Below are 23,642 nucleotides of genomic sequence, written 5' to 3'. Positions count from 1 at the left end.
GAAAAATATCATTGATTGATAATGCGCAGTACCTCATGATCAACAGCCACTGGTACAGGTTCATTCTATATTAATAATGCGGTGGAATATTGTTGATTGGATCAAAAGCTTCTATCCCTTCAGATAAATCTGCAGATTCAACACGCTGATACAAAATTTGCATTTGTTTTTTTAAATCAGAGATTTCCATCGCCTGTTTAGCTATTTGATCGTTTAATTGATCAATTAAATCATCTAAAAAAGCAATTCGCACTTGCAAATCTTCAATAGGTGCGGAAAATGACCCCTGATCATCATCAATATTATATTTAGTCACTTTAAGTCCTCATTTGAGATTTTAGGAAACATTATGGCCTATATTACTTTAAGGGATGTCCAACTTGCTTTCGGTGGACCTGCCTTGCTCGACGGCGCGAACTTCAACCTAGAACGTGGCGAACGAGTCTGTTTGATTGGCCGAAATGGTGAAGGTAAGTCTACATTACTTAAACTGATTGAAGGAAGCTTACTTCCAGATGCCGGTGAAGTTGCATTACAAAATGGCATCACTATTTCAATGCTCGCGCAAGATGTACCAATGGATTCAGGTAAAGTTTCCGATATTGTTGCAGATGGTGCCGGTGAAGCAGCCGAAGTACTACGTGCCTATCATGAAGCAAGTGATGCTTGTGTATTAGGTGATATGGACGCTTGTGACCGAATGGGTCATTTACAACATAAAATGGACCAGCTTGACGGTTGGGCCCTAGAAACCAAAGTAAATGCGATTTTAAGTAAAATGGGGTTAGATCCAGATGCTGACTTAGCAGATCTATCTGGCGGACGTAAACGTCGTGTCTTATTGGCCCGTGCCTTACTCACACAACCCGATGTCCTATTACTCGACGAACCCACCAACCATTTAGATGTGGAAAGTATCGAATGGTTAGAAAAATTTTTACTCGACCAAAATAATTTAACCTTACTGTTTATTTCGCATGACCGAGCTTTTGTCGATAGTATTGCAACACGTATTGTTGAGCTTGACCGAGGTACCTTGCGTAGTTTTGAAGGAAACTACTCGCGCTACCTTGAATTAAAAGCACAACAAATGGAAGCAGAAGAAAAGCAGAATGCGCTGTTTGATAAACGTTTAGCTGAAGAAGAGGTCTGGATTCGCCAAGGAATCAAAGCCCGTCGTACCCGTAATGAAGGACGTGTTCGTGCGCTCAAAGCGCTGCGTGAGGAATCTAAAGCGCGCCGTTCTCAGCAAGGGAAAGTTAACATGATGGCGCAAGAGGCTAACCGTTCAGGGAAGTTGGTGTTTGAAATCGAAAATATGAGTGTTAGTTTTGCTGATGATGCACCTATTATCAAAGACTTTTCTGCAATCGTTTTGCGTGGTGATCGTATTGGCTTAGTCGGTGATAACGGTGTAGGTAAAACGACATTAATTAAAGCGATTCTAGGTGAACAAGCACACAGTGGTGCAGTCAAAACAGGAACACAGCTCGAAGTGGCCTACTTTGATCAATTGCGTAATGCACTAGATCTGGAAAAGTCAGTCAAAGATAATGTCTCTGAGGGTTCCGACCACGTTGATGTTAATGGACAGCGTCGTCATATTTACAGCTATTTGCAAGATTTCTTATTCTCACCTGAACGTGCACGTACACCCGTTAAGGCGCTCTCTGGTGGAGAACGTAATCGTATTTTATTGGCCAAGTTATTGCTTAAACCTTCAAACCTGATTGTGATGGATGAACCGACCAACGATCTGGATATGGTAACTTTAGAGTTATTAGAAGAAATGCTGGCCAGTTATAAAGGTACTTTATTACTGATTTCACATGACCGTGCCTTTATGGATAATGTCGTCACCTCAACTTGGGTATTTGATGGCAAAGGTCATATTGATGAGTATGTTGGTGGTTATCAGGATTATTTGGAGCAACGTCCAGATCAAACGGTTGTTGATCAGAAAAGTTCGGTGAAAAAAGCCCTTGCCAAAGCAGAAGCCACCACGGCATCTACGGTGAAAAAAGTAAAGCTAAGCTATAAAGATCAACGTGAATTAGAGCAATTACCGCTTGAAATTGAGACTTTAGAACAAGAGCAGGCATATTTGCATGCCCAGTTGGCAGATGGCTCATTATTTATTCAGGATGCAGATCAAGCCTTAAAACTTTCTCAACGTCTCAACGAAATTGACGAGTTACTACTCGAAAAGCTCGAACGTTGGGAAGCCTTAGATAATCTAAATCAAGGCTAAAACTCAGCTTAATTAGCATCAAAAATTGTATAAAAAGCATCGATAGTTGTGACTAGAGATGCTTTTTTATTCCATAATGACATCTGTTAAACTATACAGAATCGATCAATAAATACGGCTTATGAGTAAAAAACCAGAGTATAAACCCGGTGAATTTCGCTGGTCTTTTCTATTACCACAATATTGGGGCATATGGATCAGTATTATCTTCTTAATGATTTTGGCCATTTTACCTTGGTGGATTCAATACCGTTTAGCAAAAATTTTAGGACTGCTATCTTTTAAATATTTAAAGTCACGTCGCAACACTACACGACGTAATTTAGAGGTCTGCTTTCCTGAATGGTCGGCAGCACAAGTTGAAGCCAATGCCAAACAAGTTTTTATTGACCAAATGTTGGGCGTATTTGAGACCTTAAATGCATGGTATTGTCCTGACTGGTTTAAAGGTCGTACTGAAATTGAAGGACTTGAACATATTCAGCGTGCCCAAGCAGCAGGGAAAGGTGTATTACTCTTAGGCACACACTCAACGCTACTTGATGCCGGTGGCTATGTCTGTGCACAATATTTTGATCCAGATGTGGTCTATAGACCACAGAATAATCCCCTACTCGATATGCTTATTTATCGTTGTCGTGCTACGATTTATAGCCATCAAATTGATCATGATGATATGCGTGGCCTCATTCGTCAGTTAAAAAATGGCCGTGCCATTTGGTATAGTCCTGACCAAGATTTTGGTTTAAAGCAAGGGATTATGGCCCCTTTTTTTGCTGTACCGGCTGCCACATTAACTGCACATCGACGCTTATTAAAAATGACACATGCGGCTGCAATTCCACTTTATTTTTATCGTACCGGTGATTTGCATCATCCTCGTTATAAAGTTTTGATTGAGCCACCTGTAGAGAATTTTCCAAGTGCAGATGAACTTGATGATGCTACACGAACCAACCTTATTATTGAACGACAATTACGGATTGCACCAACACAATATATGTGGTTCCACCGTCGCTTTAAAACACGCCCCGAAGGATATCAAAACATTTACTAAAATCAGTATTAAAATGAGGAGAGTATAGACTCTCCTTAGACGATATCTAACAAACTATCTACATTGATTTAGAATCATCCGTATTAAATCCAATGACTGGCAGACATTTTTAATCATGTTTACAGGCCAGTTTTTGGCAAAATACGCGTTTCCAAATATGACCCATTTCTTATATTTATTCTTCATGATATTCGCTATATTATAAAAATATATCTATTCTTGATCTCTTTGAGTAAAATCAAATGCTGCACAAAAGTATATAATTTTTATAATATTTACAGCACATTGCATCTAATCAATATACGCCAAAGATTAAATGATAGAAGAAAATGAGGGAATAACTATCATGCAGAAAAGCAACACTATAGCGCTGACTATTGCAAAAAAAATTAATCGATGGCAAAAACGCTCTCCTTTTATTATTCTTTTTTTAGCCTGTATCGTGGGTGCATTTACAGGTTTACTTGGTTCTTTGTTCCAACTTGGTATCAATGCCATTATTTCATGGCGAATGAATATTGGTAACGATAGCGACAGTATATTTCACAATATGTATTGGAAAGTCTTCCTCACATTTATCATTACTGCCGCCATGGGGGCAGTGTCGTATTATCTTGTCAAAAGATATGCACCTGAATCTGCAGGTTCTGGAATTCCCGAAGTTGAAGGTGCCTTACTCGATTTAAGGCCTGTACGATGGTGGAGAGTTTTACCTGTTAAATTTTTTGGTGGACTTGCTGCTTTAGGGAGTGGCATGGTGTTAGGGCGCGAAGGCCCAACGGTACAAATGGGATCTAATTTAGGGAAAATGGTCTCGGATATTTCTCGAGTCAAAAGCAAAGAATCACAACATACCCTTATTGCGACAGGTGCTGGTGCTGGAATTACCACAGCATTTAATGCACCATTAGGTGGTATTTTATTTGTAATAGAAGAAATGAGAGGTGAATTTACCTATACCAAAGCCTCGATTAAGGCTGTTTTTATTGGCTGTGTTTCTGCTTGTATTGTCTATCAACTGATTATGGGTTCAGGCGCTGTGTTAAATATATCCACCCCGAGTTCAGCACCGCTTCATAGTATCTGGATTTATATCTTTTTAGGCTTATTATTGGGAATTATTGGCTCATTTTCTAACTTTATTATTTTAACCATACGTAATGGCTTGGACCTTTTCTATCAAAAAAAACAATATCTATTTCCCATGACAGGTGCAATCCTCGCTGGTTCATTTGGCATATTGACCTTATTTTTACCCGATATTACTGGGGGTGGATTCGATATGATTCCACATGTCATTGATGGGTTATATGCGTTTTATCCGTTACTGTTAATTTTCTTATTACGATTTATTGCAACAGTTTTATGCTTTGGTTCTGGTGCACCAGGAGGTATTTTTTCACCCACGATTACATTGGGTGCAATTCTAGGTGTGTTATTTGGCTTGATGGGACAATCCATATTTCCTGAATATAATATTCAACTCAGTACCTGCGCTGTACTGGGAATGGCTGGATTATTTGCAGCCAGTATCCGTGCCCCTCTCACTGGAATCATCATTGTGATTGAAATGACGGGAAGTTACATGTTGATTCTTCCTTTGATTTTAACCTGTGTTGCAGCAACGTTTATGGCGCAAACACTGGGTGCAACGTCACTCTATAGTGAAATCTTAAACAATACTTTAGATAAATTAGGCATTAAGCGCGAAGAATGATTGACTAAAACTTCATCAGGATGATGTAGCTATCTTAAGCAAAAAATAGTTAAGCCCAAATTTGCATCCTGCAAATTTGGGCTTAGTAAGGTTGTGTATATGTTATTATTATGGAGTTCCATTTCTCTATTGCTATCAGCCTAACTGTGGTGATCCATACCAATTCAACTGCTGATAAAGCTATATTACAAGCTTCAATATTCGCAACATAGAGATATAAACCGATAGTCTTTGTAAGCATTTGCCTATAATCATGATAGGTATTTCACACAATATGTGTAATTTTAGTAGATCAATCAATGCTTGCCATCATTTTATGACCTAATCGAAAATGATTTTTTTGCTTATATTCTTAATTTTTCATTGATTCATAAATTTATATTAGTTTTTAACAACAGATAAACAAGATATATTACATAATATTATTGATGTTTTTATCGTGTAACGCTTGCAGTAAATTACTCTTTTGATACACTCAAATCCCCTTTTAATTTTTTACGCACCGAGGCAAAATGACATGAAAGTAGGTCTGGTCGGTTGGCGCGGGATGGTTGGTTCCGTCCTTATGCAACGAATGGTTGAAGAGAATGATTTTACTCATTTTGAGCCATTTTATTTCTCTACCAGTAATGCAGGAGGTGAAGCTCCTGCATTTGGCGGTAAAACTGCCCCAGCACTTATAGATGCCAAAGACATTACCCGTCTAAAGCAAATGGATGTCATTATTACCTGCCAAGGTGGCGACTATACCTCTGAAATCTTTCCTCAACTCAAAGCTGAGCACTGGGATGGATATTGGATTGATGCTGCATCGACTTTACGTATGGATGATGAGGCGATTATTGTCCTCGATCCTGTCAATATGCATGTGATTCAAGATGGTTTAGTCAAAGGTACTAAAACCTTTGTCGGTGGTAACTGCACTGTATCACTGATGCTAATGGGACTAGGTGGTTTATTCCAAAATAATTTAGTGGAATGGGCAACATCGATGACCTATCAAGCAGCCTCTGGTGCTGGCGCACAGAATATGCGTGAATTGATTAATGGTATGGGTTATTTATATCAGAATACTCAAGATTTATTGGCAGATCCACGCTCTCCAATCTTAGCTATTGATTCAAAAATCGCAGAATTACAACGTGGTGAGGGCTTCCCTTGCGCTAACTTCGGTGTACCTTTAGCAGGCTCATTAATCCCTTATATTGATAAGCAACTAGAAAGCGGTCAATCGAAAGAAGAATGGAAAGGCCAAGTTGAAACCAATAAAATTTTAGGCAATCAACAAATTGTTCCTATTGATGGCCACTGTGTCCGTATTGGTGCAATGCGCTGTCACTCTCAAGCACTCACCTTAAAATTGAAAAAAGATGTAGCGCTTGATGAAATTGAAGATATGTTAAGTCAAGCCAATCCTTGGGCAAAAGTCATTCCAAATACACGTGAAGCGTCTATGACTGAGCTGACACCTGTTGCCGTTACAGGTACCTTATCCGTTCCAGTTGGTCGTTTACGTAAACTGAATATGGGTAAAGAATATCTTGGCGCTTTTACCGTAGGTGATCAACTACTTTGGGGTGCTGCAGAACCTCTTCGTCGTATGTTGCGTATTTTGATTGATTATAAAAATAGCTAAAACTGCTTTAGCTGATAAAAACCGACCTGATGGTCGGTTTTTTTATGCAATGTTGCATTCGAGGAGCCATCCTGATTTCAAATGAGCATCACAATGATCTAGATCTGGTCATAAAACATTGATGCTATAGATCACTTAAACAACATCATACGGTAGTATCGCTATCAATCTTATGCTAGATTAAAGTGACAAATTTTATATCACCCAGCATATTAAAATAAAAATATAGTGATCCAGTGTCTAAATTTTTAGGCTTAAAGTCAGTAACCACTTTTTATAATTATGAATAATAAACAATTATATATAACTATTTTTACAATATTTTTAACTCAAAATATCCATGCGATTCAAATTGATCCATTACAGATACAATCTTCTTTAGGTGAAGTATTATATGCAGAAATGATGGTCCACACAGATTCACATCATCTCATTGAAGCCAGTATTGCAACAGAAGATGATTTAAAAGAATTTGCGATTGAACATCACCCTCCTCCACACCTCAATATTTATATTCGGCAAAATCATTCAAGTGGTGGTGGTGTGATTACACTCACATCGACACAACCCATAACGCGCCCTGAACTCAATCTAGTCATTAAGATCAAAGCAGGAAACGATATTAAACTGCAACATATCCAACAAAATTTAATACAAAAAAAGCCAGCGATAGATCATGATGCAAATTTTCTAACACCACAACAGGCCGATGAAAAATTCTTTAGCGTTGATTTACCAAAGCCTATCCCCCATGACAACCCTGCCAACAACATAGATCAACAACCATCAAACATCGCTGAACAAAAATTAGCATTTTCATCACAATATCCACCCGTCTTAAATCAGCCAACACCACTGAATCGTAATGATGATAAACGAGCAAATTCGCCCAGTGTCGTTACCCCCCTCAGGATCTTGTTGCCATGACCTCACCTAAAGCACGTTTAATGCGATCAATAAACGTAAAATCATCCCCAAAAACCAGTGTTAGGCAGTATCGAGTTAAAAAAAATGAATCCTTATGGCAAATTTCAGCCCATATTGCCGCGATAGAACATCGCCCAATTCATCAGGTGATGTTAGAAATTGAACAGCATAATCCTCATGCATTTATACAGGGTGATCGTTCTAAATTAAAAAATCATGCGCGACTACAAATTTTCTATCATCGTCCAAATCATCATCTAAAACCTCAATCCTCTCAAAAGCATCGGACTCATCATCAGCCAACAGGTCCGAGTAAATATCGCCTAACTCAGGCTGAAATGCATATTATAAGTGATCAAGATCATACATCAGAAAATACTCTGGACCATGCAAGTCCACAAAAACGTCAAAATTTTTCTGACAAAATCATCCAGTCACGTATCAAAGCGCTTCAAATACAAAATGAGGTCATACAACTAGATAAAAAATTACATCAAAAAGCTTATAAAATGCAGATATTAAATCATCGACTTGCCCAATTACAACGACAGCTAGAGCATAAAAAAATCGGGCCTTAATATGCCGCTTTATAACTTAAACAACAATAAAATTAATAGTTTTAAAAGCGGCCGAGATCGATATCTCAATATCAGCTTTTATGATTCGATAGATACCTGTTTATCGAATCGGCTGTTATTTTACGCTATGCTAAAATAATCTTTTATATGAATATATTGTGATATGAATAAAATTGCCTTAATTTATATGGGTGGAACTTTAGGCTGTATTGGTGAACCTTTAAGTCCAATGCCAGCAACACAATTTATTCCACAGTTGCAACAAATTTTTGCTCAAGATCATGCTATCACATGCTTTGTTGCCCCTGTAATAAAAGACAGTAGCGCCTGCACTGCAGAAGATTGGCTTAAACTCGTTGAATTTATTCAATCTTTACAAGCAACATTTAAACACTTCGTCATTATTCATGGCACAGATACACTCAGCTATGCCAGTGCTGTATTAGCACAGCTACTAGGTCGCTCAGCACATGTGGTCTGTACTGGTAGCCAATATCCTTTACTCAATATTACAGGCACAAAAATTCGTGACCAAAGCGATGCCTACGCCAATCTAAATTTTGCCTTAACGGCAGTAATCACTCAGCCCAAGGGTGTTTACTTAGCATTCCATCAACGTTTAATTCATGCACAGACGGCATTAAAACAGCATACGACTCAATTAGATGCATTTACTGGCATAGAAGTCGATACGATACTTCAGCAGCACGCACAAGCAATGTTAATCCATGCTGAGCATATCCATAAGGCAAAAACATTTAACTGCGTCAGTTTGATGTTACAACCGATCCAGATTGCATGTCATATTGCATTTTTAACCGCTATTATAGCTCAACCACCGACAGTACTTATTCTGCAAGGATTTGGTACAGGTAATATTGCAGTTAATCCTGAATTACTACAAATTTTACAAAAAATTCGTGATCAAAATTGTGCTGTTATTATTAGCAGCCAAGTTCCTTTTGGCGATTTAGATCAACGCTATGCGATAAGCAACTGGATTCAACACGCCAATTTTTTAGTCGATAATAGTTATAGTCATGCAGATCTTTATGCAAAAACATTAAAAATGTATTTAAAATACGATACCGTAGACCAATGGGATCAGCATTGGCATGATAACGTCTAATTTGAGGTGAGTATGCAACGTTTTGCAATTGGTATTGAGTTTTGTGGCATTCGATATAAAGGTTGGCAAACGCAACAAGCTGGTGTCCCGAGCATACAACAAACCATTGAAAACGTACTCTCTAAAATCGCCAATGAGCCCATTAGTTTACATGGTGCTGGCAGGACAGATGCTGGTGTGCATGCCACCAATATGGTGGCACATTTTGATACACAAGCGATTCGTCCAATACGAGGCTGGTTGATGGGAGCCAATAGCACACTACCCAAAGATATTGCAATTCAATGGATTCAAGAAATGGATCGTGACTTCCATGCACGATTTAAAGCCCAAGCACGCCGCTACCGCTATGTTGTTTACAATCATCCACAGCGTCCAGCCTTATTACATAAGCAAGTGACCCATGCTTTCTACCCTTTAAATGTCGCTAAAATGATTGAAGCTGCCAAAAAATTTGAAGGTACGCATAATTTTGAAAGCTTTAGGGCAGCAGCATGCCAATCCAATCAACCCGTACGTCATGTACGTCATTGCCGCTTGATTCAACATGGCTGCTATTTGGTACTGGATATTCAAGCTGATGGCTTTTTACACCATATGGTGCGTAACATCATGGGATGTTTACTTGAAATTGGCCAAGGTATGTATGATATTGAACATATTGATCAAATTTTTGCTGCACAAAATCGCAAAGCTGCAGGTATTACCGCTCCGCCCGATGGTCTTTATTTTATTCATGCAGACTATCCAGCGCACTTTAACTTACCGCAACAGCCTTTAGGACCACATTGGTTAAATATGCCAGAGTAAAACTTGATCCTGAAAGCTCAAGCAATCATACGGATCAATCACGGTTGATTAATGCTCAGTATATGATTTAAAAATCAATATATTTATAGCTAAAGAAATAAAATAGATTGAATTCAATATAATCAATCATATTTTACGTTTCCGTTTCCGATACTCCACAGGTGTTTCATTGGTCCAGCGTTTAAAAGCACGATAAAAGGTACTTGGCTCAGCAAATCCAGTTAAATAAACAATCCGTTCGATACTTTCATCGGTATTGGCTAATAGTCGTTTGGCGAGCCTGCAACGATAACTGGATAAGACTTGCTGAAAACTGGTTTGTGCTTCACTCAAATGTGTTCTTAAGCGCCTTGGCGTAAGGTTTAACTGTGCAGCCACGGTTTCAAGCGTAATGTTACCTGTTTCTAATATTGAGCCTATTACACGGCGTACATCAGCAATCAGATCATAACGTGCCAGTTCTTGTAATTTTTCCAATGCAAATTGTTCATGTAAATGCAGCAATTCTGGCTCTGCTTGCCAAAGCGGATCATTTAAAATTGCTGGATCAAAATACAACCGTGTTTCTGGTTGTCCCAAGCTCACAGGACAGCCGTAGATCCGCGTATATTCATGATCAGCCGCACCTTGCTGAAAATTAAAATCAATATATAACGCTTGAAAACGACCTTCCGTTATAAATTTAAAGAAGCGTAAAATTCCAGACATTGCACATTCAGAAAAATGGCGATTAACCATAGGGTCAGATACATGCTGTATACCATTGGTTAAATAGCAGTGCTCATCATCAATAACCAGCTTTGCAGCGAAAGCATCACTAATGAGACGTTGATATGCCAAGGCACGCTGTAAGCCCTCTGCAAAAGTTTGTGAAGAAATAAATAAGTGTTCAATGACTTGACCACGATAAAGTGGTAAATACTCACCTAGATGTAAACCAATATCCGCATCTTGGCTTACGTTTTGTAATGCTAACCAAAATGCATGTTGTGCACTTAAAGGGGTACGCTGGTTAGCTTCAAGCTGAGTCAAAGCGACACCAGCTTGAGTTAAAATCTCTTCAGCTGGTAAACCTGCACGATGAATCGCTTGATAACCCAATCGCAGCACAATAGATGCATCTGTTAATCGACTCACTCAAAAACCTTCCTTGCTATAATATTGATGACACAAGATCAATTTTAGATTAACGAGGATTGTTTCAACTGGCAACATAACATGACCCGTTTTATCCTCGTTACTTAAATCGAATATTCGCCTATTTTACTGACAGATGATGCTGCAACAAGCATGCTAATCTTGTATTTTTTAAAAAAATTGCCTATAATTTGCGCCTTTCCAATTTGATACTCAGGTAGGCTATGGCCAATAAAGAGGAACTCATCGAGTTCGAAGGCGTTGTCACCGAAACGCTTCCTAACACTATGTTTCGTGTACGTTTAGAAAACGGTCACGAGGTGATCGCACACATCTCTGGTAAAATGCGTAAGCACTATATCCGTATTTTAACAGGTGATAGTGTAAAAGTTGAAATGACACCTTATGACTTAACTAAAGGTCGTATTACTTACCGTGCACGCTAAGTGTTAGTAAGCAAAAGCCACTAATTGTGGCTTTTTTATTATTTATTCTCAATTTTTAATTGGGAATGCTTTTTTTTGCTCAAATTTTATTTAACAACTAAAAAATATTAACCACTATGTTTAAATCATCCCATCCAACATAGTAGTTAGCTATCTTTAATCCAAGACCCAATCCAGTAATATCGATCAAATTAAAAACCTCTATGTGATCCACATAGAGGTTTATGATATCCAACTATATAATGCTTTATTGATCAGCAGTTATAACAACAGTGCCTCTATCAAGCTTACATGGGATTAATTTAACGCAGCAACTACAGCTTGCCCCATTTCTGCTGTGCCTACTTGCTGGTGACCAACTGCCATAATATCACTTGTACGTAAACCCTGATCTAATACTTGACCAACCGCATTTTCAATCGCTTTTGCTGCCACTTCCTCACGGAAAGTGTAACGCAACATCATCGCCACAGAAAGAATGGTTGCCAATGGATTGGCAATATTTTGACCTGCGATATCAGGTGCTGAACCATGACATGGTTCATACATTCCTTTACCATTTTCATCTAAAGATGCCGATGGCAACATGCCAATAGAACCAGTTAACATTGCTGCTTCATCGGATAAGATATCACCAAATAGATTTCCAGTCACAATCACGTCAAATTGTTTTGGTGCACGAACCAATTGCATTGCTGCATTATCAACATACATATGCGATAAATTAATTTCTGGATATTGTGCTTCTTTTAATGCAGTAACCGTTTGCTTCCAAAGTTCAGTGACTTCGAGTACGTTAGCTTTATCAACAGAACACACTTTACCACCACGTAAACGAGCCAATTCGAATGCGACTTTAGCGATACGTTTAATTTCTGATTCTGCATAAACATCGGTATTAAAACCTTGTTTTTCACCATTTTCTAATTCACGAATACCACGAGGCTGGCCAAAATAAATCCCACCCGTTAATTCACGAACAATTAAAATGTCTAAACCAGAAACCACTTCTGCTTTTAAGCTCGATGCTTCTGCCAATTGTGGATATAAAATTGCTGGACGTAAATTAGCGAATAAATTTAACTCAGAACGAATTTTAAGTAATCCACGTTCAGGTCGAATAGAACGTTCAATGGTATCCCATTTTGGACCACCCACAGCTCCCAATAAGATCGCATTGGCTTTTTTAGCCTGTTCAGCTGTCACTGCCGGATAGGGTTCACCATGTGCATCGATTGCAGCCCCTCCTAGGAGGCCTTGCTCCCACGTCAAACCTAAATTGAATTTTTCGTTCACACAGGCAAGCACTTGCTCTGCAGCACGAATAATTTCTGGGCCAATACCATCACCTGGTAAAATCAAAATATGTTTAGACATGAGTTTTTCCATTTTTTAGATCAGTTGTTACTGTCTTCTTACAGTGAGTTTCTTTTCTACAAACTCACCTAGCCCATTTTGGGCATTGTGAGGTTTACAAAAACGCCGAATTGTTTTTTGATTTGCTTTAAGATCCACACAAAGTGGTTCAGGTGCGGAAACTTTCAATAATGATCCTCCAAAAGCTTCACGCTGACGATACATTTCAAAAACATATCTCTGATTTTTCTTAAAATCATGAATAACAATTAATTTTTCAGCTTTTTCTTTTGAGACTGGATAAAAGCGAATCACCACTTCATGTCGTTTTGGCAAAACTGAAAGATAAAGTGCTGGTGAAGATTTAAATGAGTAATCAGCCAATCTAACGATACCTTGATCAATCGCATCTTTGGTAACACGCTTACGATTTTCATCAACAATATTGATGTAATCTAAACGCTCAAACTCACAAATTTCAGTACCTTTACAAAAAACCAGTGCATTGTTTTTGCTACTTTCAGTCTCTTTAATATTTTTAATTCTCGCAATATCAAGGCTCTGACAGGCAGCTAGCAATGATATCGCGAGTGCTATTACTCCAAACCGTTTTACCCACTTCATCATGAAATAGCCACCTTAAACTCATAAAATTATAAATTTATTATAATTTTATGTTATCAATAGTTATAGTGTATGGCTATGACTAAATCGTCTTGGTTTTAAGCTTTAATTTCCGCAAAAACCCAAGGACGTGATTGCTTGGTTTTGGCTTCGTAAGCATGAATTTCATCTGCTGCTTGTAAGGTTAAACCGATATCATCAAGACCATTTAACAAACAATGTTTACGAAATGGATCAACTTCAAACTTAAAAGCATCTCCGCAAGGTGTACGTACTTCTTGTGCTTGTAAATCAATTGTAAGTTGATAACCTTCTGTTTCTAAACATTCTTTAAACAACTGATCAACAATTTCTTCAGATAAAATGACTGGTAACATGCCATTTTTAAAACTATTGTTAAAGAAAATATCAGCATAACTCGGTGCAATTACGGTACGAAAACCGTACTCTTCCAACGCCCATGGTGCATGTTCACGACTTGAACCACAACCAAAATTGGCACGAGAAATTAAAATACTCGCACCCTGATAACGTGCTTGATTTAAAACAAAATCCGGATTTTTAGGACGTATTGAATTATCCTGTCCTGGATAACCTTCATCTAAATAACGTAACTCATCAAATAAATTATCACCGAAACCAGTACGCTTAATTGATTTTAAAAACTGTTTAGGAATAATTAAATCGGTATCTACATTGGCACGATCTAATGGTGCAACAATACCTTGTTCAATGGTATAAGCTTTCATCTATTTGCTCCTTAGCCCCAATTAGAATGAACGAACATCAACAAAATGGCCTGCAATCGCTGCTGCTGCTGCCATAGCTGGACTAACCAAGTGGGTACGCCCACCATTACCTTGGCGTCCCTCAAAGTTACGGTTCGATGTTGATGCACAATGTTCACCAGGCTGTAATTTATCAGCATTCATTGCCAAACACATTGAACATCCAGGTTCACGCCATTCAAAACCAGCTTCAATTAAGATTTTATCTAAACCTTCAGCTTCAGCTTGCTGTTTCACCAAACCAGAACCTGGTACCACCATCGCCTGCTTAATACTGCTGGCGACTTTTTTACCTTTGGCAACTTCAGCAGCAGCACGAATATCTTCAATACGCGAATTGGTACAAGAACCAATAAAAACTCGGTCTAATTGAATATCTGCTAAAGCCTGACCTGCATTTAAACCCATGTATTGATATGCACGCATCCAATCATTACGTTGAACATCATCTTTGGCTTGTTCTAATGTTGGTACTGCTTGTGAAACGGGAATAACCATTTCCGGTGATGTTCCCCAAGAAACTTGAGGCTCAATTTCTTCACCTTGTAATACGACGACAGTATCAAAATGAGCATCCTGATCAGAATGTAAAGTATTCCAATAGGCAACCGCCTGATCCCACTGTGTACCTTGTGGTGCATAAGGACGATTTTTCACATATTCAATGGTCTTATCATCTACAGCAACCATACCAACACGAGCACCACCTTCAATGGCCATATTACAAACGGTCATACGCCCTTCCATTGACATATCACGGAACACTTGTCCGCCAAATTCAATAGCATGACCAGTACCACCTGCGGTACCAATTTTACCAATAATGGCCAGTACCACGTCTTTCGGTGTAACACCTTGTCCCAATTGACCATCAACACGGACCAACATGTTTTTCATTTTCTTTTGAACTAAACATTGAGTCGCCAATACATGTTCAACTTCAGATGTGCCTATCCCGTGTGCTAAACAGCCAAACGCACCATGTGTTGCCGTATGGGAGTCACCACACACAACGGTCATACCGGGTAATGTTAAACCTTGTTCAGGACCGACAACATGTGCTATTCCTTGACGAATATCATGAATATCAAACTGAACTACGTTAAATGTTTTACAGTTATCATCTAAAGTTTGTACTTGAATGCGTGATGTATCATCTTCAATACCCGCAATGCCTTCAGCACGCTCTTTAGTCGAAGTCGGTACATTATGGTCTGGTGTTGCGACATTGGCACTTAAACGCCAAGGTTGACGACCAGCCAACTGCAAACCTTCAAATGCTTGAGGAGAAGTCACTTCATGCAATAAATGACGATCAATATAGAGTAAAGCTGAGCCATCATCTCGTTGTTTTACTAAATGGTCATCCCACAATTTATCATACAATGTTTTTGCTTTTTGGGTTTCGCCTGCCATGTCGATTTGCTCCACTGGACTGGGTATATTCTTTAATAAATTCGATTATAACGGTGATATCACATAAATCTAATTTATCATTTTTATTAGTTTTAAAACTTTTAGGAATATTACAATAGTTTTTAAGCTCCATTTTTTCATCGAGAATATGTATAACATCCGCGATCAGTCTATGCTAAAACCACAAGCCAATCGCTCATAAAAACAAATCGGCAATGGTTTTTAAATCACTATTTACACTGCTTAAAAAAACATGGTTGCGACTCAAGATTAAATCCATGATATCGCGTTGTGCGACTTAAAAATATAGGCCTTTTAGTATACACTGATCAAGATTAAGTTTATGGATTGCACGCCTTAAAACTTAATCCATTGACCGATTGTTAGCGTGGAAAATAACAGGACATTTATGAAAACGTATTTAGACCTTTTACAACACATCCTTGATAACGGTGGCGATAAAGGCGACCGAACTGGTACAGGTACACGGTCTGTCTTTGGTCATCAAATGCGTTTTGACTTAGCACAAGGTTTTCCATTACTGACAACCAAAAAAGTACATTTTCGCTCTATTGTCATTGAGTTATTATGGTTTTTAAAAGGTGATACGCACGTTCAATACCTTCAAGATCATCATGTTAGTATTTGGGATGAATGGGCAACAGCACAACAAACTGCACGTTTTGGACGCCCTGAAGGGGAACTTGGTCCAGTCTATGGACATCAATGGCGTAATTTTGGCGCAACAAAAAAAGAAAATGGCCTATATGAACAAGATGGTTTCGACCAAATTCAATGGCTAATCAATGAAATTAAAACCAATCCAAATTCACGTCGTTTAATTGTGTCGGGCTGGAATCCCAACGAAGCAGGCCAAGTGGCTTTACCACCCTGCCACACCTTATTTCAATTTTTTGTACAACACGGTAAATTATCTTGCCAACTCTATCAACGTAGCGCAGACGTATTCTTAGGGGTACCTTTTAATATTGCCAGTTATGCCCTACTTACCCATATGATTGCCCAAGTCTGTGAATTAGAGGTTGGCGAGTTTATTTGGACTGGCGGAGATACCCATCTGTATGCCAATCATTTTGAACAGGCACAATTACAACTCACACGTGAGCCATTGCCATTATGTCAATTAAAATTAAATCCTGATATCAAAGATATTTTTGCTTTTAATTTTGAAGATATTGAAATTATCAACTATCAATCTCATCCTGCAATCAAGGCGCCAGTTGCGATTTAACATGAGCTAGCCTTCTTATTTCATGTTCGATCAGAAATAATCGATTCAATAAGAAGGATTAAATCCGAAAATTAATCATTTGAGTATGCTATGGGCTTTCAAAATTTAGAAGTGGTTCACGTTGTTGCCATGGACCAACAACACTGTATCGGCCAAGGTAATGCTTTACCTTGGCATATTTCTGCAGATCTCAAACATTTTAAAGAGATTACTCAAGGCGGTGTGGTGATCATGGGCCGTAAAACCTTAGAATCGATGGGACGCGTCTTGCCCAAGCGTGTTAACTGGGTAATTACTCGAGATCCATCTTGGACATTTCCAGCAGCTAAAGTGGCGCACAGTGTGGAAGATGCTCTTCATCAAGCAATCACAGATGTGCAGGCTTCAGAGCAACCCAATCGGATTTTTATTATTGGTGGAGGGGAAATTTTTCAACAAACACTTCATCTGGCCGATCGCCTTGAACTCACTCATGTTGCATTAGATGTCCAAGGTGATGCTCATTATCCAGAAATTCCAGCTGAATTTAAAAAAGTAAGTGCTGAGCAGCACTATGATGAGCAAACAGGAGTTGCTTTTGAGTTTGCCTGTTATAAAAAATAATCAACTAAATGAGTAGTATAATAAAATCATGCATCCAGAACACTCCTCATCTCCAAAACGCGTATCTTTATCTACACTCGGTAAAAGATTAGGTCAAGTTCTGGGTGGCCTAATTGTACTGCTGTCTTCAATTTGGGTCTGTATGGCTTTGTGGTATCAACATCCCTTCGGTGAGTTGATTACTGTAATTGCGATTATACTTTGGCTTGTTTTAGCCTGTATTACCCTTAGATATGGCTTAACGTGGCGCCTGATGCGTTATGGTCCAAGTTTATGGTTATACGGCTTTATGTTTGTACTCATGCTCATTTGGTATTTTAATATTGAAGCAAAACAAGATCGCGAATGGGCACCTGAAGTTGAAAAAGTATTAACCGTTGAACAGCATGGGGATATTGTTACGCTACACAATGTCCGTAACTTTAACTGGCATAGTGAAAACCGATATGATCCACGTTGGGAAACACGTACAGTTGATTTAAATCAAATTTCAGGCGTAAATATTATTACGTCATACTGGATGGGGCCACAAATTGCCCATACCTTAGTGAGCTTTGACTTTTATAATAGCCCCCCACTGACATTTTCAATCGAAATTAGAAAAGAAAAAAATGAGTCTTTTTCTGCTCTAGGCGGCTTTTTTAGGAAATTTGAACTCAGTCTTGTGGCTGCAGATGAAAAAGATATTATTTTTACCAGAAGCAATATCCGTAAAGAACAAGTCTATTTTTTTCCAATTCGTATGCCTCAATCTGAAGCACGTGCCTTATTTGAAGAATATCTTCATACAGCCCAACAATTACAACAAACACCGCGATGGTATAATACCCTCACCAGTAATTGTACAACCTTGGTATTTGATATGGCGCAAGCCATTTCACAACATCAATATCCAAGCGATTATAGACTGATACTTTCCGGATATTTACCTAATTATCTTTATGACTTAAACGCATTTGATCATCAGTGGTCAATGGCTGATTGGTATCGACAAGCGCATATCAATCCAAAAACCGAAGCGAAAAACAATATCACCAGTGCAGAATATTCAGCACTGATTCGTCAAGGTTTAAAGCCTGCGCCTTAATCAAATAAATCAACATGATTAAAAAAATACGCACCAAAATGTCTTTATCATTTTGCTTTATTTATGTTTATATTAAACATCCCTTATCAATTATCAGTGAACTAAAATGTTAAAACAATTATTGATTGCATCATTACTCAGTTCCAGCTTAGCACTGATGGGTTGCCAATCGAATATGGCAACATCATCAGCGAATATCACCACGAACAACTTAACCTTACTTCAAAGTACAACATGGATCGCAACCAAAATAGGCAATGATCCAATCCAGTATGCTCAAAATAGCGCACCTCGTGCCAGTCTTAAATTTGATGCAACAACTCATCGTGTTACAGGGACAGATGGCTGTAATCGCCTGATGGGAAATTATACGGTTGAAAAAGACCGTATTCAGTTTGAACAAATGGCCACAACCCGTATGGCATGTCTTAACAATAATCATTTAGATCAAAAATTTAATCAGGCATTGGCGAAGGTGACACATTATCAAGTGTTTGGAAACACCTTAAAACTACTGGATCGTCATGGTAATCCACTGCTTGAATTTGAAAATATTATTCAGCCGCGATAGCGTGATGATAAAGCAAGAGAATCAGCTCATATCACTCATCTATTGATCCATGAGCAATGACAGATCAGGTATTTTTTTCATGTTTATTGCACATGATTTAAATAGTCTTCCATGCTTCTGATTAGATAATGCCAATCAGAAGCATATCAATATAAATCTCATTATCTTGTATTGATAAAATATAATTGATCCCCAATTTAATAGCTCAGTTAATAAATTAAGGATAGACCTATGCAACAAGCATTATTTGGAAGTGGTTGTTTTTGGTGCACTGATGCAGTTTTTTCAAGTCTATCTGGCATTGAAAATGTGACCTGTGGTTACGCCGGTGGACATACAGAAAATCCAAGTTATGAAGCAGTGTGTCAAGGGGATACTCAGCATGCTGAAGTCCTCCACATTGAGTTTGATGAATCACAGATTGAATTTAAACAATTACTTGATGTTTTTTTTGCCACCCATGATCCAACAACATTAAATCGTCAAGGTAATGATATTGGAACCCAGTATCGCTCTGTAATTTATTACTATACAGCAGAACAAAAAGCTCAAGCTGAACAAGCAATTGCAGAACTTAAAGCAGAAGGTTTAAATATCGTAACCGAGCTTAGTCCTGTACCAACTTTCTTTGCTGCTGAAGAATATCATCAGAAATTTTTTGAAAAGAATCCAACCCAAGGCTATTGTAATGCATCTATTCCGCCGAAGTTATTTAAATTACATAAAAAATTTCAGCACTTAATGAAAAGTCATTAAACGAATCATATACATCGCTTCTTGACATCCTCTCCGACCTAAAGGACCGAGATTGCTACTGCTAGAGTCTTATGTCCTGAAAAATACTATTTAGTAAAAGTATGTTTTTTTGTGGAGTTTACATCACGGTGATTTAAACTCCCACATTTCCATACTCTTATTACAAGATCTACGCTACCTTTTGGATTATGGTCTGATATTTTCTGTAGCAAATAAGGTACCTGCGATTTCATTTGTTTCCATTAGAGTTAGTGTTTTCATTTTTTCAGCTCTTTTTATTTCCAATATACGATTGATTTAAATCCAATTCTTTGTTTCTAAATGATTTTTTAAATAAAAATGCCAATCCACTTTATGGATTGGCATAATGACTTAGTGAGTACCAACAATAGCCACTTAAGCCTGTACAAAAGTCTGCCAAATATACTCTTGAGTTTTACCCGTCAAACTCATGGTTAATTGATCACCCGGGTGTAGTGCAGCCACACCAGCAGGTGTACCAGTCATAATCACATCACCAGGCTCTAAACTAAAAACTTGATTAATATCAATTAATAAAGACACAATATCAAAAATTAAATATTTAGTATTGCCATGTTGACGTAATTCATCATTCACATAAAAACGATAATTCACTTCGTCCCAAGCGACAATTTCACTAACATCGACCCAGTCTGCCAATACACAAGAACCATCAAAAGCTTTAGCTCGCTCCCATGGTTGACCTTTTTTCTTAAGTTCATCCTGCAGATCACGTAAAGTTAAATCTAAACCCAAAGTGACCGCACCAATCGCAGCCAATACTTTTTGTGGATCAGTTTCACCTTGTAATCGTTGATCAATACGTAAACTTAATTCACATTCATAATGACAATCACCTAAAGCACTATTCCAATGAATACCTTGCTGTAACGAGATTAGACTACTGGGTGGCTTCATAAATAATACTGGATGCTCTGGAATCGCATTACCCAATTCTTTGGCATGATCTGCATAGCTACGACCCACACAGACTATTTTTGACGGACGAGCACTCATAACTTTTCCTTGAAACAGTGATATAAACTAGACTTCTAATGATACGTTTAAAAATAAATACGCTTAAGATCAAAGAAAGTCTACAAAATTATGCTATATCCACACGCATTATAATTGTTATTTTTTGAATGTATTTTCAAATATGGTTTGATCTGCCGCATTGTGAAAGGCTTGTTTAGGTACCACAATCACCGTACGGTTTTTTAGTTCAATCATATAGGTTAGGCGCCCAATCACAAAATTTTGTACCTCATGATAATGAAATACGCGCTGTTGGCCATTGGCAGATACTTCTGCATAATCTTGAAATAAATCTAAACCTTGCTCGTTTTTACCAAATTGATATTTAATAAATTGGCGTTTAAACATCATCGGCAAAAACCAGTAACGCATTAAAATTTGTAGTAATAAAAAGAAACTACCTAAACCAATATAGTAACGCCCCACACCATCTAGACCCAGATAAACGCCCCAAACAATAATCGCAATACTAATTAAAGGTGTGATAAAACGTGTTATCTGTTTTTTACCAAAAGTGGCCAAAGCAAAACCATCTTGGGACTCTTCAAGACTTAAAAAATAGCGTAAAGATAAAGTGGGCTTAATTTCAGACATGAACTTAATATCAAATGGAGAATTTGCACTCAATATTACACTAAAATACGCTTAAATTCGTTTTTAGCCCAGCTTTTCATCACCTCATCCTGATCATCAATCAGTTGATTGATCATGCTATATTTTAAGGTGTGTAGTACAAATCACGATCTCCATCTTCCCCACCAGCTTTACCATCTGCACCAAATGAATATAAATCATAAGGTCGACCATCACTACCAGGGCTTACATATTGCAAATCATTATCCCAACTATCTTTGGGATATTTATTTAAATAACCTGAAACTGGATAATTCTTAACATGCTCTGGTTGGGTGACCAAAGCCTCTAAGCCACCATCTTGTGCATTTGGATAACGATTATTATCCATTTTAAACGTATCCAGTTCTTTTGCTACACTACTTAAGGTAATTTCAGTTGTTTTTATTTTTGAAGAATCAACTTTTCCCATGACATTCGGTACCACTAATGCTGCTAAAATACCTAAAATAACAATTACAACCATCACTTCAATTAATGTAAAACCAGATTGCTTATGCAGTCTTCTCATTGATTTTCTCATATCATCTTCTATTTAAATCATCGTGTTCATATTGACGATTGGTAGCATCACAGCCATTACAATGATTAATACAATCACAGCCATTAATACCAACATCAACGGTTCTAATAAGGCTAATAAGGTCGAAATAAGTGTGCTGACTTCTTTATCTTGCATATCTGAAGCACGTGCTAACATACGATCTAATTCCCCTGATGCTTCACCACTTTTAATCATTTGTACCATCATGGCTGGAAAATAATGACTCCGTTCTAATTGAGTCGATAAATTACCACCTTCCGTTACTTTTTCTGCTGCCACACGTACTGCATCTCGAATCATCCAATTATTACTCACAGCAGCAGCAATTTTTAGTGCATCTACCAGTGGCACACCAGACTGAGTCAAAATCGAAAGTGTACTGGCAAAGCGTGCAGCATTAATACCACGCGAAAGTTTACCGAATAATGGCAATTTGAGTATTAATTGATCAAAAAAATAATGTCCTGTTGCACTGCCTAAAAATTTAATCAAGACCACGATACCTATGCCACTCAGCAATAGCATCCATGGCCATGCCATACGAATAAAATCACTTAGCCGCATTAAAAGCACAGTAATCAAAGGTAATGCATCTTTATTATGCTGAAATGTTTTGACAATATCAGGAACAACATAGGTCATCAGTCCCATGACGATAGCAAATGACATCACCATTAAAATAATGGGATAAATCATGGCACCCTGTATTTTTTTTTGCATTGCAAAACGATTTTCCGTGTATTCGGCCAATTGATCTAAAATAAGATTTAAATGTCCAGAGCGCTCTCCTGCCGCAATCGTTGCAATATATAAATCAGGAAGTTTGCCTGATTGTTGTAGTGCATTGGCCAAGGAGTAGCCTTCTAGTACTTTTGAACGTACAGACATTAATATATTTTGCACATGATTTTTTTCACTTTGTTTAGCAATGGCCTTAATGGCTTCTTCCAAAGGAATTGCAGCAGCAATCAAAACCGAAAGCTGTCTAGTCATTAATGCAAGATCATAGGCGGAAAGTTTTTTTTGCAGCCATATATTTATATTTTGCTTATTTTTCTGTTCCACGGCGGTAACAGCAATAGGAATCAAAGCCTGATCTCGTAATTGCTGTCGTATTTGACGAGCAGAATCACCCTCAATAACACCTTTTTGTTGCTTTCCTGCACCATCTAAGGCAATAAATTGATATGCTGGCATAGGTCTCTTTTCTTCTTCCTCATTTTTTACTGTCGTACAGTTGCATAAAGACACTAAAATCATTCATA

The 23,642-nt window shown here is 38.0% G+C and carries 24 protein-coding genes; 14 read left to right on the top strand and 10 right to left on the bottom strand.

The window, feature by feature from the left end; genetic code table 11:
• Window positions 1–70: 70 nt before the first annotated feature.
• Window positions 71–316 (bottom strand): SlyX family protein, encoded by a 246-nt coding sequence (locus QSG86_RS06560; protein ID WP_317030754.1) that lies wholly within the window; start codon window positions 314–316, stop codon window positions 71–73.
• 33 nt (window positions 317–349) lie between these two features.
• Here QSG86_RS06560 and QSG86_RS06555 point away from each other — a divergent pair, with 33 nt between their 5' ends.
• From QSG86_RS06555 to truA, 8 genes are all read left to right on the top strand, one after another.
• Complete coding sequence (locus QSG86_RS06555) at window positions 350–2,251, top strand: ATP-binding cassette domain-containing protein (RefSeq protein WP_317030753.1); 1,902 nt, start codon at window positions 350–352, stop codon at window positions 2,249–2,251.
• Window positions 2,252–2,372: 121 nt separating this feature from the next.
• Entirely contained in the window at window positions 2,373–3,308 is a 936-nt protein-coding gene (locus QSG86_RS06550; protein ID WP_317030752.1) for a lauroyl acyltransferase, read from the top strand.
• A 346-nt stretch (window positions 3,309–3,654) separates the two neighbouring features.
• Window positions 3,655–5,025 carry a H(+)/Cl(-) exchange transporter ClcA gene (clcA, locus tag QSG86_RS06545; protein ID WP_317030751.1) on the top strand — a complete coding sequence of 457 codons (1,371 nt, stop codon included), beginning with the start codon at window positions 3,655–3,657 and terminating at the stop codon, window positions 5,023–5,025.
• Window positions 5,026–5,542: 517 nt separating this feature from the next.
• On the top strand, window positions 5,543–6,661 hold the full coding sequence (gene asd, locus QSG86_RS06540) for an aspartate-semialdehyde dehydrogenase (protein ID WP_317030750.1): 1,119 nt from the start codon (window positions 5,543–5,545) through the stop codon (window positions 6,659–6,661).
• Between the two features lie 282 nt (window positions 6,662–6,943).
• Entirely contained in the window at window positions 6,944–7,588 is a 645-nt protein-coding gene (locus QSG86_RS06535; RefSeq protein ID WP_317030749.1) for a hypothetical protein, read from the top strand.
• On the top strand, window positions 7,585–8,166 hold the full coding sequence (locus tag QSG86_RS06530) for a hypothetical protein (protein WP_317030748.1): 582 nt from the start codon (window positions 7,585–7,587) through the stop codon (window positions 8,164–8,166). Before QSG86_RS06535 ends, QSG86_RS06530 begins: the two co-directional genes overlap by 4 nt.
• Window positions 8,167–8,329: 163 nt before the next feature.
• Window positions 8,330–9,295, top strand: a complete 966-nt coding sequence (locus QSG86_RS06525) for an asparaginase domain-containing protein (protein ID WP_317030747.1) — start codon at window positions 8,330–8,332, stop codon at window positions 9,293–9,295.
• 12 nt (window positions 9,296–9,307) lie between these two features.
• Window positions 9,308–10,105 (top strand): tRNA pseudouridine(38-40) synthase TruA, encoded by a 798-nt coding sequence (gene truA / locus QSG86_RS06520; protein WP_317030746.1) that lies wholly within the window; start codon window positions 9,308–9,310, stop codon window positions 10,103–10,105.
• 126 nt (window positions 10,106–10,231) lie between these two features.
• On the opposite strand, the gene QSG86_RS06515 is transcribed toward truA, so the two are convergent.
• Entirely contained in the window at window positions 10,232–11,242 is a 1,011-nt protein-coding gene (locus QSG86_RS06515) for an AraC family transcriptional regulator (protein ID WP_317030745.1), read from the bottom strand.
• Window positions 11,243–11,466: 224 nt separating this feature from the next.
• Between QSG86_RS06515 and infA the strand changes: the two genes are divergently transcribed.
• Window positions 11,467–11,688 carry a translation initiation factor IF-1 gene (infA, locus tag QSG86_RS06510; protein ID WP_001284370.1) on the top strand — a complete coding sequence of 74 codons (222 nt, stop codon included), beginning with the start codon at window positions 11,467–11,469 and terminating at the stop codon, window positions 11,686–11,688.
• Between the two features lie 297 nt (window positions 11,689–11,985).
• On the opposite strand, the gene leuB is transcribed toward infA, so the two are convergent.
• From leuB to leuC, 4 genes are all read right to left on the bottom strand, one after another.
• Window positions 11,986–13,065: a 3-isopropylmalate dehydrogenase gene (leuB, locus tag QSG86_RS06505; RefSeq protein WP_317030744.1), complete on the bottom strand. Its 1,080-nt coding sequence runs from the start codon at window positions 13,063–13,065 to the stop codon at window positions 11,986–11,988.
• 27 nt (window positions 13,066–13,092) lie between these two features.
• Window positions 13,093–13,671, bottom strand: a complete 579-nt coding sequence (locus tag QSG86_RS06500) for a hypothetical protein (protein ID WP_317030743.1) — start codon at window positions 13,669–13,671, stop codon at window positions 13,093–13,095.
• Window positions 13,672–13,766: 95 nt separating this feature from the next.
• A complete protein-coding gene (leuD, locus tag QSG86_RS06495; protein ID WP_317030742.1) occupies window positions 13,767–14,417 on the bottom strand; it encodes a 3-isopropylmalate dehydratase small subunit in 651 nt (216 codons plus the stop codon).
• Window positions 14,418–14,438: 21 nt separating this feature from the next.
• Window positions 14,439–15,872: a 3-isopropylmalate dehydratase large subunit gene (gene leuC, locus QSG86_RS06490; RefSeq protein ID WP_317030741.1), complete on the bottom strand. Its 1,434-nt coding sequence runs from the start codon at window positions 15,870–15,872 to the stop codon at window positions 14,439–14,441.
• Window positions 15,873–16,281: 409 nt separating this feature from the next.
• Between leuC and thyA the strand changes: the two genes are divergently transcribed.
• From thyA to msrA, 5 genes are all read left to right on the top strand, one after another.
• Window positions 16,282–17,124 (top strand): thymidylate synthase, encoded by an 843-nt coding sequence (gene thyA / locus QSG86_RS06485; protein WP_317030740.1) that lies wholly within the window; start codon window positions 16,282–16,284, stop codon window positions 17,122–17,124.
• Between the two features lie 90 nt (window positions 17,125–17,214).
• A complete protein-coding gene (locus QSG86_RS06480) occupies window positions 17,215–17,727 on the top strand; it encodes a dihydrofolate reductase (RefSeq protein WP_317030739.1) in 513 nt (170 codons plus the stop codon).
• A 28-nt stretch (window positions 17,728–17,755) separates the two neighbouring features.
• The gene (locus QSG86_RS06475) at window positions 17,756–18,814 is read left to right on the top strand and encodes a DUF4105 domain-containing protein (RefSeq protein WP_410487448.1); all 1,059 of its coding nucleotides are present in this window, start codon (window positions 17,756–17,758) and stop codon (window positions 18,812–18,814) included.
• Window positions 18,815–18,920: 106 nt separating this feature from the next.
• The gene (locus tag QSG86_RS06470; protein WP_317030738.1) at window positions 18,921–19,385 is read left to right on the top strand and encodes an META domain-containing protein; all 465 of its coding nucleotides are present in this window, start codon (window positions 18,921–18,923) and stop codon (window positions 19,383–19,385) included.
• A gap of 231 nt (window positions 19,386–19,616) precedes the next feature.
• Window positions 19,617–20,141, top strand: a complete 525-nt coding sequence (gene msrA / locus QSG86_RS06465) for a peptide-methionine (S)-S-oxide reductase MsrA (RefSeq protein WP_317030737.1) — start codon at window positions 19,617–19,619, stop codon at window positions 20,139–20,141.
• Window positions 20,142–20,537: 396 nt separating this feature from the next.
• Here the strand turns inward: msrA and QSG86_RS06460 are convergent, their stop codons facing one another.
• From QSG86_RS06460 to gspF, 4 genes are all read right to left on the bottom strand, one after another.
• Complete coding sequence (locus tag QSG86_RS06460) at window positions 20,538–21,179, bottom strand: fumarylacetoacetate hydrolase family protein (protein WP_317030736.1); 642 nt, start codon at window positions 21,177–21,179, stop codon at window positions 20,538–20,540.
• A 117-nt stretch (window positions 21,180–21,296) separates the two neighbouring features.
• A complete protein-coding gene (locus tag QSG86_RS06455) occupies window positions 21,297–21,794 on the bottom strand; it encodes a YcxB family protein (protein ID WP_317030735.1) in 498 nt (165 codons plus the stop codon).
• Between the two features lie 124 nt (window positions 21,795–21,918).
• The gene (gene gspG / locus QSG86_RS06450; protein ID WP_317030734.1) at window positions 21,919–22,356 is read right to left on the bottom strand and encodes a type II secretion system major pseudopilin GspG; all 438 of its coding nucleotides are present in this window, start codon (window positions 22,354–22,356) and stop codon (window positions 21,919–21,921) included.
• Between the two features lie 12 nt (window positions 22,357–22,368).
• Complete coding sequence (gene gspF, locus QSG86_RS06445) at window positions 22,369–23,574, bottom strand: type II secretion system inner membrane protein GspF (RefSeq protein ID WP_317030733.1); 1,206 nt, start codon at window positions 23,572–23,574, stop codon at window positions 22,369–22,371.
• Window positions 23,575–23,642 lie beyond the last annotated feature (68 nt).

The sequence above is a fragment of the Acinetobacter sp. SAAs474 genome, from assembly GCF_032823475.1.
Lineage (GTDB): Bacteria > Pseudomonadota > Gammaproteobacteria > Pseudomonadales > Moraxellaceae > Acinetobacter.
This window is presented reverse-complemented; position numbering and strand designations above follow the sequence as displayed.

Bases quoted from the DNA above. Each gene is read 5' to 3' on its own strand.
- QSG86_RS06550 (WP_317030752.1), top strand. From the start codon at position 2,373: ATGAGTAAAAAACCAGAGTATAAACCCGGTGAATTTCGCTGGTCTTTT.
- asd (WP_317030750.1), top strand. From the start codon at position 5,543: ATGAAAGTAGGTCTGGTCGGTTGGCGCGGGATGGTTGGTTCCGTCCTT.
- clcA (WP_317030751.1), top strand. From the start codon at position 3,655: ATGCAGAAAAGCAACACTATAGCGCTGACTATTGCAAAAAAAATTAAT.
- leuD (WP_317030742.1), bottom strand. From the start codon at position 14,417: ATGAAAGCTTATACCATTGAACAAGGTATTGTTGCACCATTAGATCGT.
- gspF (WP_317030733.1), bottom strand. From the start codon at position 23,574: ATGCCAGCATATCAATTTATTGCCTTAGATGGTGCAGGAAAGCAACAA.
- QSG86_RS06535 (WP_317030749.1), top strand. From the start codon at position 6,944: ATGAATAATAAACAATTATATATAACTATTTTTACAATATTTTTAACT.
- QSG86_RS06460 (WP_317030736.1), bottom strand. From the start codon at position 21,179: ATGAGTGCTCGTCCGTCAAAAATAGTCTGTGTGGGTCGTAGCTATGCA.
- infA (WP_001284370.1), top strand. From the start codon at position 11,467: ATGGCCAATAAAGAGGAACTCATCGAGTTCGAAGGCGTTGTCACCGAA.
- leuC (WP_317030741.1), bottom strand. From the start codon at position 15,872: ATGGCAGGCGAAACCCAAAAAGCAAAAACATTGTATGATAAATTGTGG.
- QSG86_RS06480 (WP_317030739.1), top strand. From the start codon at position 17,215: ATGGGCTTTCAAAATTTAGAAGTGGTTCACGTTGTTGCCATGGACCAA.
- QSG86_RS06530 (WP_317030748.1), top strand. From the start codon at position 7,585: ATGACCTCACCTAAAGCACGTTTAATGCGATCAATAAACGTAAAATCA.
- QSG86_RS06475 (WP_410487448.1), top strand. From the start codon at position 17,756: ATGCATCCAGAACACTCCTCATCTCCAAAACGCGTATCTTTATCTACA.
- QSG86_RS06500 (WP_317030743.1), bottom strand. From the start codon at position 13,671: ATGATGAAGTGGGTAAAACGGTTTGGAGTAATAGCACTCGCGATATCA.
- QSG86_RS06455 (WP_317030735.1), bottom strand. From the start codon at position 21,794: ATGTCTGAAATTAAGCCCACTTTATCTTTACGCTATTTTTTAAGTCTT.
- thyA (WP_317030740.1), top strand. From the start codon at position 16,282: ATGAAAACGTATTTAGACCTTTTACAACACATCCTTGATAACGGTGGC.
- truA (WP_317030746.1), top strand. From the start codon at position 9,308: ATGCAACGTTTTGCAATTGGTATTGAGTTTTGTGGCATTCGATATAAA.
- msrA (WP_317030737.1), top strand. From the start codon at position 19,617: ATGCAACAAGCATTATTTGGAAGTGGTTGTTTTTGGTGCACTGATGCA.
- QSG86_RS06555 (WP_317030753.1), top strand. From the start codon at position 350: ATGGCCTATATTACTTTAAGGGATGTCCAACTTGCTTTCGGTGGACCT.
- QSG86_RS06470 (WP_317030738.1), top strand. From the start codon at position 18,921: ATGTTAAAACAATTATTGATTGCATCATTACTCAGTTCCAGCTTAGCA.
- gspG (WP_317030734.1), bottom strand. From the start codon at position 22,356: ATGAGAAAATCAATGAGAAGACTGCATAAGCAATCTGGTTTTACATTA.
- leuB (WP_317030744.1), bottom strand. From the start codon at position 13,065: ATGTCTAAACATATTTTGATTTTACCAGGTGATGGTATTGGCCCAGAA.
- QSG86_RS06525 (WP_317030747.1), top strand. From the start codon at position 8,330: ATGAATAAAATTGCCTTAATTTATATGGGTGGAACTTTAGGCTGTATT.